This window comes from Bdellovibrio sp. HM001 (genome assembly GCF_055397275.1).
The window spans coordinates 1,844,347-1,859,947 of sequence record NZ_AP029174.1 but is presented as its reverse complement, the minus strand read 5'-3'; the positions used below and the strand labels follow the sequence as shown (position 1 = coordinate 1,859,947).

Below are 15,601 nucleotides of genomic sequence, written 5' to 3'. Positions count from 1 at the left end.
ATGAAGATGTCCCTCAGGCAGAAAATGTGGATCGGCTCGTGGCGGTATCTTTCCTGGATGCTGCCACGGCAGACGGCTTTGTGGGCAGAGGAATTATTCTTAACTCCGACCCGGGTGCCGCGTCCTTCTTCTGAAGAAGGGTTTTATCAGACTTCAGAGAAAACGACATTACCTGGTGGAATCGCTGCTTATTCCTGGGGATCGATGAATCGCCCGGTGGTTCTGCTGGTGCATGGTTGGAGCGGACGGGGAACACAGATGGGCGCCTTTGCCCAACCTTTGGTTGAGAAAGGTTTCCGCGTGGTTGCTGTGGACGGCCCGGCGCATGGGTCCTCGGACGGCTTAAGAACCAATGTGGGTGATTATGCCCGTTTTATGATTGAGGTGCAAAGAGCGCTGGGGCCGTTAAAGGCCGTGGTGGCCCATTCATTTGGTGCGGGCTGTTCGGTGCTGGCAGTTCAGCGCGGTATGAAGGCTGAAAAGCTGGTGCTAGTGGCAGGGCCGTCGCATTACGAACTGGTTGTAAAAAACTATCTTCGATCGATCGGCATAAGTTCATTGGCGCAGAAGCACTTCTTGCGCAGTCTTGAGCTGAAGGTTGGTATGCCAGCTTCAGCTATGAATGTGGGGCGTCTTGGAAAAGACCTGAGTGTTCCGGCGTTGATCGTGCATGATGAAGGTGACAAGGAAGTTCGATTTAAAGCGGCGCTTGAAATCCACGAAGCGTGGCCTGGCACCGAACTTTTGGTCACTCAAGGTTTGGGGCACCGGCGGATTCTGAAGGATGACAGGGTGACTCAGAAAGTGGCTGATTTTATATCGCGATAGGAGTGTGCGTTTCCGGGTTGTTGAGTTTGTTTACAAGTCGGAAGTTCTTACATGCACTTCATTTATTAAATTCAAATAATTCGAATAAATTGTTGGCCTTGGTTTATTGTGGTCAAGTTTTATCCTTTTTAAATAAAACGGAGACTGCGATGATTAAAAATATACTAATACTTGTTGTGATGAGTTTTTTGTCCATTACCGCGAATGCCCAAAGCAAGACTCTGATCTGTCGCATGGGTGATATTGCTGATATGGATATTAAGGTTGAGTCCTTGGATAAGAATCATGAAAAACTATCCGTTATCGTTTATGCGATGGATGGTGAAACTTCGACGACTTATGTGAACTCTCATTTTGCTGACGGACTTTTGTCAAAGAAATTAGCCGCTGGTCAGCTGGATGCGATCGTGTCTGTCAGTGATCTGCAGGCTGTATTTGGTGGCGCTTATCTGAATGCGGGCCGCCTGACGATGAACTACAACACGCTGGAAGGTCACTACGACGTTGTGTTTGCCGCGCAGAATGTGGTGTTTCAGGCTTCCTGTAAATAGACTTATCGAAGTCTAACTTTTCAGTGGGCTTGGTCGCTCAGCGTGAGCTGCCAGGCTTGTATTGTAAAGTCACCTCATAGATCTGCTTTTTTGCAGGATTCATTTCTGCTTCCAGAGACTTTCGGTGCATTTGGATAAGCATATCCTTGATCTGCTCCAGATCTTTTCGATCCAATGAAAAGTGAAGACTCAATGCCTCACGTCCCCCCGGAGCTGTGGAATGTGGGCGCAGTTTTTGCGTCGCAGGTCCTGTTGCACTCTCGATAAACAGTCTACGCTGTTCAGAGGTGAGTCCCAATTTATCACACGCAGTCAGGCAGGCTTTAGCAGGCAGACGTCGTTTCCCTTCAAGAATATGTGATAGAGAGCCCGAATTCATTCCGAGCATTTTGGCGTAGGCCCGCAGGGAATACTGTGGGTTTCGCTTTCTTCGTTCAGCAAGTTCTTTTTGCAGAATTTGGAGATAAAAGGGGTTGCGGGTGACAGACATAACATCAAGTTAACAAGGAGCATGGGAAAGTCAAATTGCCTCACGCCCATTTCTGTTCTTCGGTTGTGACATCAGAAATATGATCATGAATTTTTCTTTCAAAAGTGAAGCGGACTGAAGTGCTGCGCGAATTGTGAGAATGCAGCACTTTATTCAGAGGTGTTCCACACATTTTCCTTATGAATCGGGGGTGGAGAAAACTGCCGTGGCAAATTACCAACAATTTTTAGAAATCGTTTTCACGCGAGTATAAACACAGAATGCGAGTTAACTCTGAAATTTGGGAATTTTCGACTGTGATGTAAGAATTTAGCATTTAAGATCAAATCAAGACTTAAAATTCAGACTCTTCGTTCCGATGGGGCAGGCTATGAACGTGGGTCCACTGCAAAAAAAGATCACGACTAAACTAATAATGGGTTTATCCTTGCTGGGGTTGATCTTTGTGGGTGCGTATTTGCTTGGGCCAGAGCAAGCTAACATCAGCCCTGTGGATATCGAGCTTTTGCAACCAACGCCTGAACAGATTGTGTGGGGGCGGGAACGTGATGTCTCATTTGCCTGGAAATTTAAAGGTAATCCGGACCAGATGCCATCGACTTTTGAAGTTGAGGTTTCAAGCGATCCTCAATTCTCTAAAATCGTGGCCAAGAGCCAGGCCGGAACTTCTTCGGCCTCTTTGAGTTTAAACACCCCTGGCGTCTATTATTGGCGCGTGCGTGGGGAGGGCATTGAACCGGCCGGTAATCCTGTTTCGTCATTCTCACTTTATCCATTGCTGGCACCAATGGTGTTTGCAGATGCCACTGTTGAAATAGATCCGGACGAGCGTGGGCACATGAAGAACCCGATGATCTTTGTCTGGACCGATCCGTCGTTGAGCTCAAGTTATGATTTCCAGATCAGTGACGTTCAGGATTTCAGTCGAGTCGTGCACGCTGAGGAAACAACTAAGAGCCGATTGCTTCTTCCAAACCTGAAGGTGGGAACGTATTACTGGAGAGTGACTTCACGTCATCCAGAGCGTGCTGATTTGGTTTCCAAGATTGGACATCTTCATATTCGCGCCAAAGACTCGCACACGCCGGTGACTCCAGATCTGGAGAGCACAGAAATAACTCAGGCATCGAATGTGTCCACCAAAAAGAAAATTCGCACGCGGCAGGCTCCCGTGGCCTCGGTGGATCTTCCTTCTGAAGTTCCTACAGAAGTGGCAGCTTCAGCCCCTGAGGATCGCCCTGTTGAAGAGACTTTGCGTCTTCCTGAGTTGGCGGCGCCGCCAGATGTGCGGCGGGTTTATCTTTATTTGGGAACGGGTGCAAACTATCTTTCGATGGAGCAAATAAGCTCGGACAACACCGAGTCGGGGAAGTATGCAACCTTAAAAGGGCCCACGGCCATCATAGGGGCACAAATTCACTTTAACGAGCAGCATTCTTTGGAGTTGCAGTACAACTCTTGGCCGGGAGAGGTGCGGGCAGATCCAGCAATGGCGACCCTGCGGGAAAACACATTTAACTGGAACTCTTACCTCGCGGAATATCAATACCAGTTTTCCAGCCAAGGGCCTCGTCGGTACAGTCTGCTTTTAGGTTTGCAGCGGCATGAGATCCCTTTCCTGAGCACCGCAGGTGATGGCGTTGTGGATATTCTGCAAAATGATTTTATGAATGGGTCCTTGGGTTTCAAAGTGTCTCATCTTGGCGATTCCGGATGGGTTTATGAAGCGTTCTTGCGATATCAGCACCCTCTCAGTGCGCAGTCAGCCCAGGGATATGACTTTACGACTTCTCCAAAGATGATGTTTGACGGTTCATTGGGAGTGTCCCGTAAATTTGGCGAGCATCTGCGTGTGGGAGCGTATTGGTTCGGACAATACAATAGTTATGACTATACTTTTGACCGTGACGGTTCTCCGGTTTCAGGAACCCAATCCCTGTTAAACTCAAATATTCAAGTGCGATTCGGCTGGGAGTTCCTTGGCATTCTTTCTGTCGGTGTGATTCCCCTTGTGAGACGGCGTGCTCGCAAGAAAAAACCGAAAGCGAAATCACATTAATTCGAATAAGAAAATACTCAAATTCGTAATATGAGAATTGTGGTGCTGCTGCCACATTTTAGGAATGAAGCAGCACTTTTTTGCGAGTGAGTTAAGGATTGTAACGAAGGGATCCGATAAGAAGTTTCAAGTGATGGGAGATTGTACGTTGAGGAATCATCAGTTCTTAAAAAGAATATGTCAGCAGTGGAGATCTGTCGCAGGTCTTGTTGGCATGATGATCTTAACTGCTTGTACAGATCAATTTTTGGCGTGGACGCCAAAGGCTGTGGATATATCGGGAAAACTCTTGGTGCAGCCCGCGGGGACCCTGCAAAACAAAAGCGCCAATTCAGTCGCGGAAAGTTTGTCCTGCTCTGGTGCGACGGCCAAAATTTATAAACTCGACTCAAATGGTGAAGTGATAAAGCCATCCCTGGGGGAAAAAACTCTTTCTGCTGAGGGGACATACTCTTTTAACGCCGACGAAATAGGGGTGAAGATCAGTCAAGGCCGCCCTGAGTTTCCTTTGGTGGTGAACATCGAAGCTTGTGGGGATGTTCTTAGTCGTCCTGTGACGGGAATTAAAGATCAGGATGTGTCCCAGGGATCTACACTGCTGGGATATATTTTAAATACCGGCGAAAAAAAGAAACTTGTCGAAAGTCTTCTGACCAACAAAGAAAAAATCGAATCCATGATTTCGTCCCTGCAAAATGCGGGGACGGTGGAAGAAGCCTATAACAATCTGACAGCAAATTCGGATATCCGAGGCACCTTTGTGGAGATCCTTGGTGTTGAACCGATGATCCTGGCAGAGGCGTCCCCGCAGATTCTGTCTCTGGAGATTCCGACAACGTTCCGCGAGCTTCAGGCCGGTTCAATGACTGTCAGTGCCAGTCATTGGTCACCTTCGTATCAGACCGTCTATCTGTGGAAAATCGATAACACCAACCATTCCACGAACGCCAGCACCACTTACACCCCTGGGGCCAACAGTCAGGGGGCGCACACGATCCGGTTGTATATCGGTAAGGACGATGGTTTGGGTGGTTTGGATTTGACGAAACCATACAAAAGCATTTCACAGGCGATCGTGGTGGAAAACGAAGCTCCAGCCACAGCTCCGGCCTTGACTCTGGTGACCGCCTCGCCCACGAGCGTAAATAATATCCAAGTTGTGATAAACACAGGTGCGGGACTGGAGAATTGTGCCAGCTTTTCAAAGTTGGCATTGACGGTGGATGAACCGACGGCTCCGCTTGATTTGTCCCGCTACAACATCACTTGCAGTCAGGCTGGATCGCAGACCCAGGCAGTCACGCTGCCATCAGGCGATGGAAGCAAGGTGCTTCGCCTGTGGGCCCTGGACGCCAGTAATAATATCTCCGGGGTGGCAAGTTCCGCAAATATTATTCTGGAGCAGAATCCACCAGTGGTGACCCTTCAGAATCTGGCCAGTCTTATCCGCGGTGGCTCCGTACAGAATGTGGCATTTACGGCTGTGGATTTGGGAGTCGGCGTGGAACAGGTGCTACTGGAGTACGCTCCGGATGGCACCACCTTCTCTGAGTTAACCTCTTATACCAACCCTAGTGCAACCTCTTGGAATTTCTCGTGGACAGTGCCTGTTCAGAACACAACAACGGGAGCTTTAAGAGTGCGGGCCCGGGACCGAGCCGCAAACTGGAGTGAGATCAAATCTGCAGTCTTTGAAATTGATAGCACGGCTCCGAGTCTGAGTCTGACGTCTTTGAACTCGGGATCTTATCGTGGTGGCAGCACTCAGGATATCACCTGGAGTGCCAGCGATCTGCACCTGTCGGCGACGCCGATAAAGATTGAATACTCTGCGGATAACGGCAGTACATGGTCTTCTATTGTTGCGGCCACGGCCAACTCGGGAACTTATTCCTGGGCCCTGCCGACGATGAATTCATCCGTCGTGCGTATCCGTGTGACTGCGACAGACGCTGTTGGTAATGTGTCCCAGGCTTCTTCGGCGTCGGCAATAACCATTGATTCAATAGCTCCGGCTCTGCCGACGGTCAGCTTGCTCAGTGGTGTCTATTCCAACAGTGCCACTGTGAACCTCAGTCTCTCGAGTTGTTCCGATATTTCAAAGATTCTGATAAATGAATCTCTGGTGACTCCGGGAGCCGGTGCGGCGGGATGGCAGGCTTGTAGTTTAACTCCATCCTATATTGTTTCGGGTGAGGGACTTCATACTCTGCAGGTGTGGGTTCAGGATTCTGTGGGCAATGTGAACTCCAGCTCGGTCACAAAAAGTATGACATTGGACACGACCGCTCCATTGGTCTCTTTGACCTCTTTGAACTCGGGAAGCTTCCGAGGAGGAGAAGTGCAGAGCCTCACCTGGACTGCCAGCGACATCAATGTCTCTGCGACTCCGATAAAGCTTGAATATTCCAGTGACAATGGTGGTGCATGGACGGCAATTCAGACCAGTATTTCTAACAGTGGATCCTATGCGTGGACACTGCCTTCGATAAATTCCAGTCTGGTCAAGGTGCGTGTCACCATGACAGACCTGGCAGGGAACACCAACAGCGCGACGTCGTCAGGCAGTCTGGTGATTGATAGCACAGCTCCTTCGGCCTTGAGTCTGACGCGCACCTCTGGCAGCCCTAGCAATTTATCCAATGTGGAGATCTCTGTGTCGGGTTGCTCTGGCGATGCCACCCACATGATCTTTAGCGAATCAGCCAGTACTCCGGCTTTAGCATCCCCGAACTGGGAAGCTTGCGGAGCTGGAAAAACTTTTGTGGTTTCAGCAGGAGATGGAAACAAGACAGTTTATGCGTGGGCCAAGGATCTTGTCGGCAATGTCTCGGCAGTATCGTCCGTGGTGATGAATCTGGATACCACCGTGCCTTCGTTGGCTTTGACAACCTTCCAGGCTGGGGCCTTCCCAGGTGGTACGACAAGGGCCATCGCCTGGAATGCATCGGATATGAATTTTACGGCGACACCGATTCAAATTGAGTATTCCCAAGACAACGGCACCAGTTGGCAGACGGTCACTGCGGGTGTGGCGAACTCCGGGAACTCATGCACGGTCCCCGTGGGCAGCACGGGCTGTTATAACTGGAGCCTTCCCTCAATTGACAGCACTCAGGTGAAGGTGAGAATCACGGCCCGGGATCAATTAGGATACGAGTCTGTGGTGACTTCGTCTGTGGCTCTGACTATCGATTCCACGCCACCGCTGGTAAACTCTTTTGCTGTGAATAGCGGTGTGGCGACGACCACTTCCAGCACGGTCCCCGTGGGACTTTCTGCCCAGGATAATATTTCGAAAATCAGTCATTTCTGTTTGAAGTACACGATGGGTGTGCAGACGCCCTCGGCACCCGCTGTCGATGATGCCTGCTGGGTGGCGGTGAATGCGCCTTCTCCGGGTGTGAGTCCGGCCTTGAGCATTAACTTCAGCGGTTTCTATTATGCTCTGGGTTTGACCAATGGTCATTACCGGATTTTCTCATGGGTAAAGAGTGAAGCGGGTCTGATCTCAGAACTGAGTGCCGCGGGCAATGGTACCTTGGGTGTGGATCAAGGAGAAGTGGAGTATGCTCCAGGAGCGCCAGCGACGGTTGTTAACGTGATCGGTGTTGGCGCAGACACTCATGCGACGCCTCCCACATCGACTGAAACGACGGTCGCGGCGGGGCAGACTTTGATAGTGAAGTGGAAGATCACTGACGATGCGGCCCTTCCAAATAACAATATTAAGATCTATTACACTCTGGATGAGAAGAACTACACCTTGAAAGCGGAGAATATTTCCAATCAGGCCAACGGTGGTTGTTCGGTGGATGGAGTGAACTATACGGGTTGTTATGTGACGACGTCACCTTCTTCGGCCTACTTTAAATTGCGATTGTCAGTCTTGGATTCTTCGCAGAAGGTGTCATTGGCCAGTGCTTTACCCAACAATCTGGGCGCTTTCCGGGTGTTAGCGGGCAACACCGAAACTGGAATTGGAGGCAGTGCCAACAGTGCGGTCTTCAATGTGAATTCCTCCGGGACCACGTCCGGACTTCCAGGAACCCTTGCCATCACCGATGACGGAACTGTGTTTGTTCGGGACACCCTTAACGGAATCCTGCGTATCAATCCTGCGACGGGTCTTGTGGAAAGCTTTATCCCCACAACCGGAGTCATAAATGATGGTCCGATTGGAACGGCGACATTACGTAATGCCAGTGCCCGCATCAGTGTGGATTTTGCCAATAATCTTCTGATTATGGACTATGACCGTATTCGCAAAGTGAACCTCACAACAAATACAGTCTCTACGCTGATCGGTGGAGGTTCGACCCGGGCTTCTGGCACAGCGGCCAGCAGTTTCCAACTCACGGTCTCTTCGGGATGTAATACTTGCACCCTGACGGCTTTGCCAAATGGAGACATCTTGTTCTTTGATGGATTGAGCACAGAGAAAGTGATCTGGCGCTATCAGGCCTCGGATCAGAAAGTTTATGGCTTGCCTATCTCAGGGACCGGGATGACGGGGCGTCCGGTTACAGATGATATTGCTTCTGCAGATTATCTTTTCCGCCACTTCTCGGCGGCATTTGATGTGACGAGTTCACAGATCACGACGCTCATTACTCAATTCCACCCGACGGTTTGCCCCGGCTGCGGCGCCAATGGTATTCCCGCATTTATCGATCCAAATACGGGGCAGACAATCACATCGCCGACTCCGCCAAATTTCCAAAGCGGCAACTTTAAACCCAGTGTGACTGCGCGGGATGGAAAAATCTATTTAGTCTCTGTTGAAGGCAGTCGACGTCTGGGACGATACAATGCTGACACCAACACCTGGACGCCGGTTCTTGGGACGGGTGCGATCGGATTCTGCGAAGACGGGATTGATGCATTGGCTTGTAATGTGAATATCATGGATGCCTTTGTGACCTCCGACAGTCGCATCTTCTTCATCGACAACGGTCTGGTTCGAACAGTGGATAGTGAAAACAAAGTCCGCACCTTGTTCGGGCAGCGTTTGACCTTTGGTGATGGCGGTTTGGCCGTTTCAGCCCGCATTCAGACAGCAAACTTCTTCGACTTCACATCCTCTGGAGATGTTGTTTTCATTGATGGCATTCAGAACGTCATCCGAAGATTCGCTCCGGGTGGCAATATCAGTCTGGTGATGGGGAATGGCAATGCGCAGAATGCAACCAGCGGATCTCCGGCAGTCACCTCGCCATTGACAGGGTCTTGGTGGGGTGGTCGTTATCAGGTCTTCGTGGATAAAGCCACAGACGATATTTACGTCAACCAGGGAAGTTGGATCGGTCGTATTTCAAATGCTGATGGCAACATCTACCGCGTGGTGGGATTGGGCGGAACCGGCTACTTTGTGGCGGATGGTTTGCCAGGATCTTCTATCAATGTGACAGGGGGCGAGAGTGCTCAGTTGATGGCTGTTACCAACGGGAAGCTGTTGGTGGCGACGAGTTCACGTAATGCCAGTGCACAAAACTATCGCTGTTTCATGAAAGAATATGACATTGCCAACAGCTTTACGCAGTCCCATGTCGCGGGTAATGAGAATCTTTGTGTTAATTCCTACCCAGCAGACGGCACCACCACGGCAACGGCAGATACGGGGAACATGTCTTCGAATCTGCATATGCCAGCGCAATGGAGTACGGAGCTTATGGGCTGGATCTCCCCTAGAACCGGCACTACAACTTTAAAAGCCTATGTTCCCGGCGGTGTGATTACGACGGTGAAGTCAGGTTTGCCGCGAATGTATTCGTCCATGACGGTGGTTAAGAACGCCAGTAATCAGAACGTTCTGTATTATTGCGGCGGAGGGCGTATTTATAAATACAACGTGGCCACCAGCACTGAAACCGCACTTCCATGGCCAAGTTCTGCTTATGTTTGTAACGGATATTCAATTCACTACAATGCCGCTCGAGGAACGGTTGTCTTCCCGATCGTGCAAAATGGCCTGACTTCTTTGGTTGAGATTGTGGACACCCCTTAAGGTGATGGCGGTATGAAGAAGAAACCTTTTGCAAGAAATCTTGTGATAACAGCCGTGTGGACGACCTTGATAGTCTGCGGTGTGCTAGCGGTGACGTCCTATCAGGATTACCATCGTCGGCACAGTCTGGGCACGGATCAGGCTAGGGTGGTGCAGGATCTTGGCAAAGAATGGCTGCAAGAGGCCCAGATGCACAACCGCGTGGCTATCAGTAAAGTGTCTTTGAAAAAAGATGCGGATGATAAAATCGTGGAGGTGCGGGTGTATTTAAACACGTCAGAAAGCTTAAAAGAGAATTATCAGGAAAAGCTGATTGCCTATTTGAATTATCGTGGCATTACGCAAACCGGTGTGCCTTATCAGTTCTTGTTTTGATCTGGAGAGGAGAACTTAAAGATCAGGCAGAAAGAAAAAAATGGTGCGAATAACTGGACTTGAACCAGTGACCTCTTCCATGTCAAGGAAGCGCGCTACCAACTACGCTATATCCGCACAATGCAAAAAATCTATCTGAATAGTACCGACCCGGCAATCATAGATGCACTTGGTCAAGAGTCCCGTTTTGCAGAATATGGACCTATGCTCTGGGGGTTAGTCCGCAAAGGAGATCTGAATGATTGAATTCTATACCGCTCCCACTCCAAATGGTCGGAAAGTCGCTATCATGCTTGAGGAACTGGGCCTGAAATACAATGAGCACAAGATTAACTTGAAGGAATTAGAGCAAAAGCAGCCTCAATTCCTGGCAATGAATCCCAATGGGAAGATTCCCACTATCGTTGATCCCGAAGGCCCACAAGGGAAAACCACGGTCTTTGAAAGTGGTGCGATTCTTTTTTACCTTGCAGAAAAATATGGAAAATTCATTGGAAAAAGTCTGACGGAAAAAACTCACGCCATGCAGTGGGTGATGTTCCAGATGTCGGCGATCGGACCGATCTTTGGAAATTACTATTACGGTCTGAACACCTTAAAGCCGCATAATCCCGGCTTCATCGAGCGGTTTGAAAAAGAGGCGCTGAGACTGTTAGGGGTTATGGAAATGCAGCTTAGTGATAACGATTATTTGGCGGGGCCCGAGTACACCATCGCCGATATTGCCACCTATCCTTGGATTGCCGGGTTTATTCATGCCCAGCCGAAATGGTTCGAGGATAAAGCGGCCATCAAGGCCTGGGCTACTGGTTTGGCAGAGCGCCCGGCCATCAAAAAAGCGATGGTATAAGCAAAGTTTTTTGCTGATTATGTCTTCAGATTTTTGAAATCCCAGAGCTCTTGATCCATCAACTGGCTGGGTTTCACATTCGACATCGCTGTCTGAATGGAGGCGTAAATGTTCGGGATCTCTTTTTCGAGGTCTCGAACCAGTCTTTTTACGCGCTGGCGTTTTAAGCCATCTTGTGACCCGCACAAATTGCATGGAATCACCGGGAAAGCCCAGGCAGCGGCCAGTTCTTCAATATCCCTTTCTGAAACATAACACAACGGGCGCACCAGAATATTGCGCTCGTCATCGGATTTCAGTTTTGGTGGCATGCTGGCAGTTGTTCCCACATAGAACAAATTCAACAAAGCAGTGTGAACCACGTCATCGCGGTGATGGCCCAAGGCCAGTTTGGTAAAGCCATTGTCATGGGCAAAATCATACAGAATCGCCCGGCGCAGACGGGAGCATAAAGAACAGAAGGTTCCACCCTGAACTTTTTCTTTCACGATGGAATAGGTGTCTTTTTCAATGACATGCAACTTCACACCCAGGCTTTCAACCCAAAGTTTGAACTGAGTGGCATCAAAGCCCGGCTGTTTTTGATCCAAAATCCCGGCTTCGATTTGAAACTTACGCTCAGAACGTCGTTGGATCTCAGTTAAAAGAGCCAAGAGAACGCTGGAGTCCTTGCCGCCAGAAACGCAGACCATGATTTTGTCGCCGTCTTCAATCATGTTGAAGTCGTTGAGCGCCTGCACGATCTGCTTGCGGATTTTAATCGCTAAGGGGTGTTCAAAGTTGACTGCTTGTGTTGTCATGGCCCGCTGTTTTATCCGATAGCTCAATGACTTGTCGAGCTAATTTCAGGCCCTGAGCCTTCAAAGCCTCGATTCCACGCACATAGACCTTGTCGCCGATATTGAACTGAGATCCGTAATTATCGATAAAGTAGATAATTTTCAGTTCCACCCAGTTTTCATTGGCGTCACTGACATAGGCCCACGGGGCTGGAATGCCGCGGATTTCACCAATACCGGCCACCGTTCTTTCCAGAATCTGCTTGGCCAGCTCAATATTTTCCCCATAGGCCAGGCGGAAGATCTGACGGCGGACAATGGGATTCTCCGGTGGAGAGAAGTTGGAAATCTGAGCATTGGCCATAAAACGATTCGGAAAGGTGATCAACTCGTCGGAAAAACCCACCAGTGTGGTGGAGCGCCAGGTGATCTCACGAACCTGACCTGTGGCTTTCTGAATACCACTCGTAATTTCCAGCCAGTCGCCGATTTCAAAGTTGCGATCAAGCTGTAAAGAGATCCCGGCAAAAAGATTTCCCAGCGTGTCTTGCAACGCCAGACCCAGAATCACGGAGGCAGCGGCAGACGTTGCCAGTAAAGGTCCCAGCTCCAAACCAAAGACGTGAGTGATACCCCAGAACAATAATACGATCGAAAGAATCAGCGAGAAAATGTTCACCAGCAACAGTGGAACACCGTGTTTCATCGAGCCCAAAAACAGGTATTGCAGGACGATCAGACGGGAGGTCTTAACAAAAACAATATTGCCCCAGAGGAACGTCAGAAAGGCGATGTAGGGCATAAACTTGCCCAATCGACCCAGTTGGGGTTCTGAAGTTTGCAGAAAAATGAAAGTCAAAAACAGGAAAGCCAAAATGATGTAATGACGCAGCAACGTGCGGAAGTGATTGCGGATACTGCGATGGCGTTCGTCGGAAGCTTCCTTGAGGAAGAACTTATAAAACACCCAGGTGATGGCAATAAGGCAGCCCAAAAGGATAAAAGGCTCCAGCTCCAGAAGTCCGTAAAGTGCCTGAATTTTGATAAACTTTTCTGCCATGTTTTTTAGTCCCTCGTGAACTTCGATTATAGTGACTATTTTTTAGTCTAGTCGAGTCTAAAATTCTTCCTGACCGTAATCTGTCGCAGTCACCCAGCCGATAAGTTCGGTATGAAAAACTACGGAATGACACTGTTATTAGGGATGATGATGACGGCCTGCGCTCCACAAGGGTACGAGGCCATGAACAATATTGCTTCCAATGTCACAAATGACATTGCCTGTAAGGATTCAAAGCTGGAGATGAAGCTTTGGGACGGTTTGAAGGAGCATCTGATTGCACAAAAGGAATTGCCATCCGCCGAAGCTTTAAAGCAGGCTTTGCGTGATCAAGTGCAAAAACTGGCAGATGAAAACCCCCAAATGCGCCAAGAAGATCAAGAACGTCTGAATGCTGATCTTGAACGGTTGGTGGTGTCTTTGTTGGAAGAGGCCCCGAAGGGGGAGCGTGTGGAAACACCCGAACAACTTTTGATGCTTTTGTCGGCTATTGACGTCGGCGACCGCTCCACAGTTTTCCGTTCCTACATGCAGGATAAAGTTCGTGGGGACTTTGCCCGTTTGAACAAAACCATTGAAACTTTCGATCTGAATTGCCCTTCAGGTGACAGCAGTCAGGACAACGCCTCTTCCGGCACGCCGTCCACTCCTGATGAAGGGGGCGAAGATCAGAGCAATAACGTGGTCGAAGAGCTCCCTGCAGAAGTGAACCGCGATTATGCCTACCACAAAGCTCAGGCTCTTAATGCCGGAGAATCCCTGGCAGTCTTTGGCGCGCGTTGGGCCTTCGCCACGACTTATCAAACGTGCCAAAGCGTGAGCCTTCCAGACATGGACGCGCAAACGCCGGACTTGCAAGGAATCAAGATCACAGGCAAGCATTCGGATGGCGTGGGCAGCAAACGAGAGATTGCCAGCTTGTCACAAGTGCAAAGCACACATCCCTATATCAAGAATGTCACCAGTTATGGCGAAGGCTGCTTTAATGTGAAGTCCAATCCTTTGATCTATGATTACGGTGGAAAACCTTACGGGACCACGGCTGCAGATTCAGCTATTGATATGTTTAAAAATAACGGCGACGGCACCAAGGTTCTGGGGATTGACTGTTCCGGTTACGTTTACACGTCCATGGCAACAGCGGGCTTGCGCCTGAAGGCGGGCCGCGCTTTGAAGGCATCGGATTCCTGGGCTTGGGGTTCTAGTTCTTACGTGGAGCCTCAGAACAACGGCCTGACTTGCCTGAATAAGATCTCTGTGACGCCGACGACATCCTTGAAAGCGGGGGACATCGTGGCGGTGTACGGTCACGTTCTGATTATCGATAAAGCGGGTGCAGATCCTTTTGGTATTCGCAATGCGAAGACAGAAAGCGATTGTTCCAAGTTGAAATCTTCAGGTTTTGATTTCACGGTGGCACAAAGTTCACCAAGCAAAGGAGGAGTGGGTATTAACTTCTTCGATGCTCGTGTGTATCTGCCAACAAGTTCCAAGATGCAGACAGGTATGGAAAAATACGCTTACTATGCATGTCTTGCGAAGGTGAATAACAAGACCTACACGCCGAACCTGGGAACCCTGTCAGTGGTTCGCCACAAAGGGACGGCCGAGTGCATGGCTCCTCGTGTGAAGATGGCTCGTGAGTCTTGTATCCAGGGCTGCTCCTCCTTGCGTCGCTAATAAATCCAACTGCTATAATTCCGGTTTACAAGCCCCTTTTCCATGTGGATGGGGGCTTTTTTTATGGGGCTCTGGAGGCCCAAAATAGGCGACTGTCGAGGTCTTGGACAGCCGCCTTGGATTTAAACGCTTTTCCGGGGCGGCCTTAAAGTTGCTGATTGGAGCCTGTGGAATAATTTCCGAGGATGTGAGGTCTTCATGAAACGATTGGTCTTGATAGCGACTTTGTTGGGATTAACTCAAACGGCGCTGGCGAATAAGTACGACTGCAAAAATATCGATTATATCGGTGAAGATTCGGCTTTGGTGGACCTATCCAACGAAACTGTGGCCTCGCTGCAGAAAAAGAAGATCTCTGGAAACCGTATTGTGGTTTCAAAAGAGGGTAAAAAGCTGTACCTGTTTAATGGGGACACTCTTCTCAGAGCGTACCCGGTGGCTTTGGGGCGTTCTCCGTATGGAGACAAACTCAAAGAAGGCGACAATAAGACCCCTGAAGGAAAATACATCGTCGATTTCAAGAAAAAACAAAGTGAATACCATCGCGCGCTGCACATCTCTTACCCAAATCAAGAGGACCTGGCTCAAACCAAAGAGCTTTCCAAAAAGACTGGTCAAGAGCTGAGTCCCGGTGGAGATATCATGATCCATGGTCTTCCGAATGATGAAACCTCACAGACGCTGGTGGGGTTGGCTCATCCGATTATCAACTGGACTCGTGGATGTATTGCCGTGACGAATGCCGAAATCGAAGAGCTGTATGCTTTGGTTCCGGTAAAAGCGGAGGTGGAAATCTGCCCCGCTCGCGAACGAGGTGCGACCTCGAACCCTCTTAAGATGGCTGAAGACATTGCTAAACAGGAACCCGAACTAAAAAACATCAGCATCCCGGGTAAAGCGCAATAACACTTTAATTCCCAAA

The 15,601-nt window shown here is 49.4% G+C and carries 11 protein-coding genes and 1 tRNA gene; 8 read left to right on the top strand and 4 right to left on the bottom strand.

Translation table 11 applies throughout. From position 1 onward, the window contains the following. Nucleotides 1–57: 57 nt before the first annotated feature. Nucleotides 58–828 (top strand): alpha/beta hydrolase, encoded by a 771-nt coding sequence (locus ACZ5ZZ_RS08900; protein WP_464138994.1) that lies wholly within the window; start codon nt 58–60, stop codon nt 826–828. A 149-nt stretch (nt 829–977) separates the two neighbouring features. Then, nucleotides 978–1,379 (top strand): hypothetical protein, encoded by a 402-nt coding sequence (locus ACZ5ZZ_RS08895; RefSeq protein ID WP_464130720.1) that lies wholly within the window; start codon nt 978–980, stop codon nt 1,377–1,379. A 37-nt stretch (nt 1,380–1,416) separates the two neighbouring features. Here ACZ5ZZ_RS08895 and ACZ5ZZ_RS08890 read toward each other — a convergent pair whose 3' ends face one another. Further along, nucleotides 1,417–1,869 carry a hypothetical protein gene (locus tag ACZ5ZZ_RS08890; protein WP_464130719.1) on the bottom strand — a complete coding sequence of 151 codons (453 nt, stop codon included), beginning with the start codon at nt 1,867–1,869 and terminating at the stop codon, nt 1,417–1,419. Nucleotides 1,870–2,284: 415 nt separating this feature from the next. Between ACZ5ZZ_RS08890 and ACZ5ZZ_RS08885 the strand changes: the two genes are divergently transcribed. From ACZ5ZZ_RS08885 to ACZ5ZZ_RS08875, 3 genes are all read left to right on the top strand, one after another. Continuing rightward, nucleotides 2,285–3,928: a hypothetical protein gene (locus ACZ5ZZ_RS08885; protein WP_464142351.1), complete on the top strand. Its 1,644-nt coding sequence runs from the start codon at nt 2,285–2,287 to the stop codon at nt 3,926–3,928. Between the two features lie 214 nt (nt 3,929–4,142). Further along, nucleotides 4,143–9,935 (top strand): hypothetical protein, encoded by a 5,793-nt coding sequence (locus ACZ5ZZ_RS08880; RefSeq protein WP_464142350.1) that lies wholly within the window; start codon nt 4,143–4,145, stop codon nt 9,933–9,935. A 12-nt stretch (nt 9,936–9,947) separates the two neighbouring features. Further along, nucleotides 9,948–10,310, top strand: coding sequence for a hypothetical protein (locus ACZ5ZZ_RS08875; RefSeq protein ID WP_464142348.1), 363 nt, complete (start codon nt 9,948–9,950; stop codon nt 10,308–10,310). A 41-nt stretch (nt 10,311–10,351) separates the two neighbouring features. Here ACZ5ZZ_RS08875 and ACZ5ZZ_RS08870 read toward each other — a convergent pair. Then, a tRNA-Val gene (locus tag ACZ5ZZ_RS08870) sits at nt 10,352–10,427 on the bottom strand. Between the two features lie 121 nt (nt 10,428–10,548). On the opposite strand from ACZ5ZZ_RS08870, the gene ACZ5ZZ_RS08865 reads away from it, so the two are divergent. After that, nucleotides 10,549–11,160, top strand: coding sequence for a glutathione S-transferase family protein (locus tag ACZ5ZZ_RS08865; protein WP_464130714.1), 612 nt, complete (start codon nt 10,549–10,551; stop codon nt 11,158–11,160). A gap of 17 nt (nt 11,161–11,177) precedes the next feature. Here the strand turns inward: ACZ5ZZ_RS08865 and ttcA are convergent, their stop codons facing one another. Together ttcA and ACZ5ZZ_RS08855 are read right to left on the bottom strand one after the other, a co-directional pair. Then, the gene (ttcA, locus tag ACZ5ZZ_RS08860) at nt 11,178–11,960 is read right to left on the bottom strand and encodes a tRNA 2-thiocytidine(32) synthetase TtcA (RefSeq protein ID WP_464130713.1); all 783 of its coding nucleotides are present in this window, start codon (nt 11,958–11,960) and stop codon (nt 11,178–11,180) included. Beyond that, complete coding sequence (locus tag ACZ5ZZ_RS08855; protein ID WP_464130711.1) at nt 11,935–12,999, bottom strand: mechanosensitive ion channel family protein; 1,065 nt, start codon at nt 12,997–12,999, stop codon at nt 11,935–11,937. The genes ttcA and ACZ5ZZ_RS08855 overlap by 26 nt, the downstream gene beginning before the upstream one ends. A 111-nt stretch (nt 13,000–13,110) precedes the next feature. On the opposite strand from ACZ5ZZ_RS08855, the gene ACZ5ZZ_RS08850 reads away from it, so the two are divergent. Both ACZ5ZZ_RS08850 and ACZ5ZZ_RS08845 read left to right on the top strand, forming a co-directional pair. After that, complete coding sequence (locus ACZ5ZZ_RS08850; RefSeq protein WP_464142346.1) at nt 13,111–14,679, top strand: hypothetical protein; 1,569 nt, start codon at nt 13,111–13,113, stop codon at nt 14,677–14,679. A 198-nt stretch (nt 14,680–14,877) separates the two neighbouring features. Next, nucleotides 14,878–15,585 (top strand): L,D-transpeptidase family protein, encoded by a 708-nt coding sequence (locus ACZ5ZZ_RS08845; protein ID WP_464121273.1) that lies wholly within the window; start codon nt 14,878–14,880, stop codon nt 15,583–15,585. Nucleotides 15,586–15,601: the final 16 nt, after the last annotated feature.

Bases quoted from the DNA above. Each gene is read 5' to 3' on its own strand.
- ACZ5ZZ_RS08880 (WP_464142350.1), top strand. From the start codon at position 4,143: ATGATGATCTTAACTGCTTGTACAGATCAATTTTTGGCGTGGACGCCA.
- ACZ5ZZ_RS08875 (WP_464142348.1), top strand. From the start codon at position 9,948: ATGAAGAAGAAACCTTTTGCAAGAAATCTTGTGATAACAGCCGTGTGG.
- ACZ5ZZ_RS08895 (WP_464130720.1), top strand. From the start codon at position 978: ATGATTAAAAATATACTAATACTTGTTGTGATGAGTTTTTTGTCCATT.
- ttcA (WP_464130713.1), bottom strand. From the start codon at position 11,960: ATGACAACACAAGCAGTCAACTTTGAACACCCCTTAGCGATTAAAATC.
- ACZ5ZZ_RS08865 (WP_464130714.1), top strand. From the start codon at position 10,549: ATGATTGAATTCTATACCGCTCCCACTCCAAATGGTCGGAAAGTCGCT.
- ACZ5ZZ_RS08855 (WP_464130711.1), bottom strand. From the start codon at position 12,999: ATGGCAGAAAAGTTTATCAAAATTCAGGCACTTTACGGACTTCTGGAG.
- ACZ5ZZ_RS08890 (WP_464130719.1), bottom strand. From the start codon at position 1,869: ATGTCTGTCACCCGCAACCCCTTTTATCTCCAAATTCTGCAAAAAGAA.
- ACZ5ZZ_RS08850 (WP_464142346.1), top strand. From the start codon at position 13,111: ATGAAAAACTACGGAATGACACTGTTATTAGGGATGATGATGACGGCC.
- ACZ5ZZ_RS08900 (WP_464138994.1), top strand. From the start codon at position 58: ATGCTGCCACGGCAGACGGCTTTGTGGGCAGAGGAATTATTCTTAACT.
- ACZ5ZZ_RS08885 (WP_464142351.1), top strand. From the start codon at position 2,285: ATGGGTTTATCCTTGCTGGGGTTGATCTTTGTGGGTGCGTATTTGCTT.
- ACZ5ZZ_RS08845 (WP_464121273.1), top strand. From the start codon at position 14,878: ATGAAACGATTGGTCTTGATAGCGACTTTGTTGGGATTAACTCAAACG.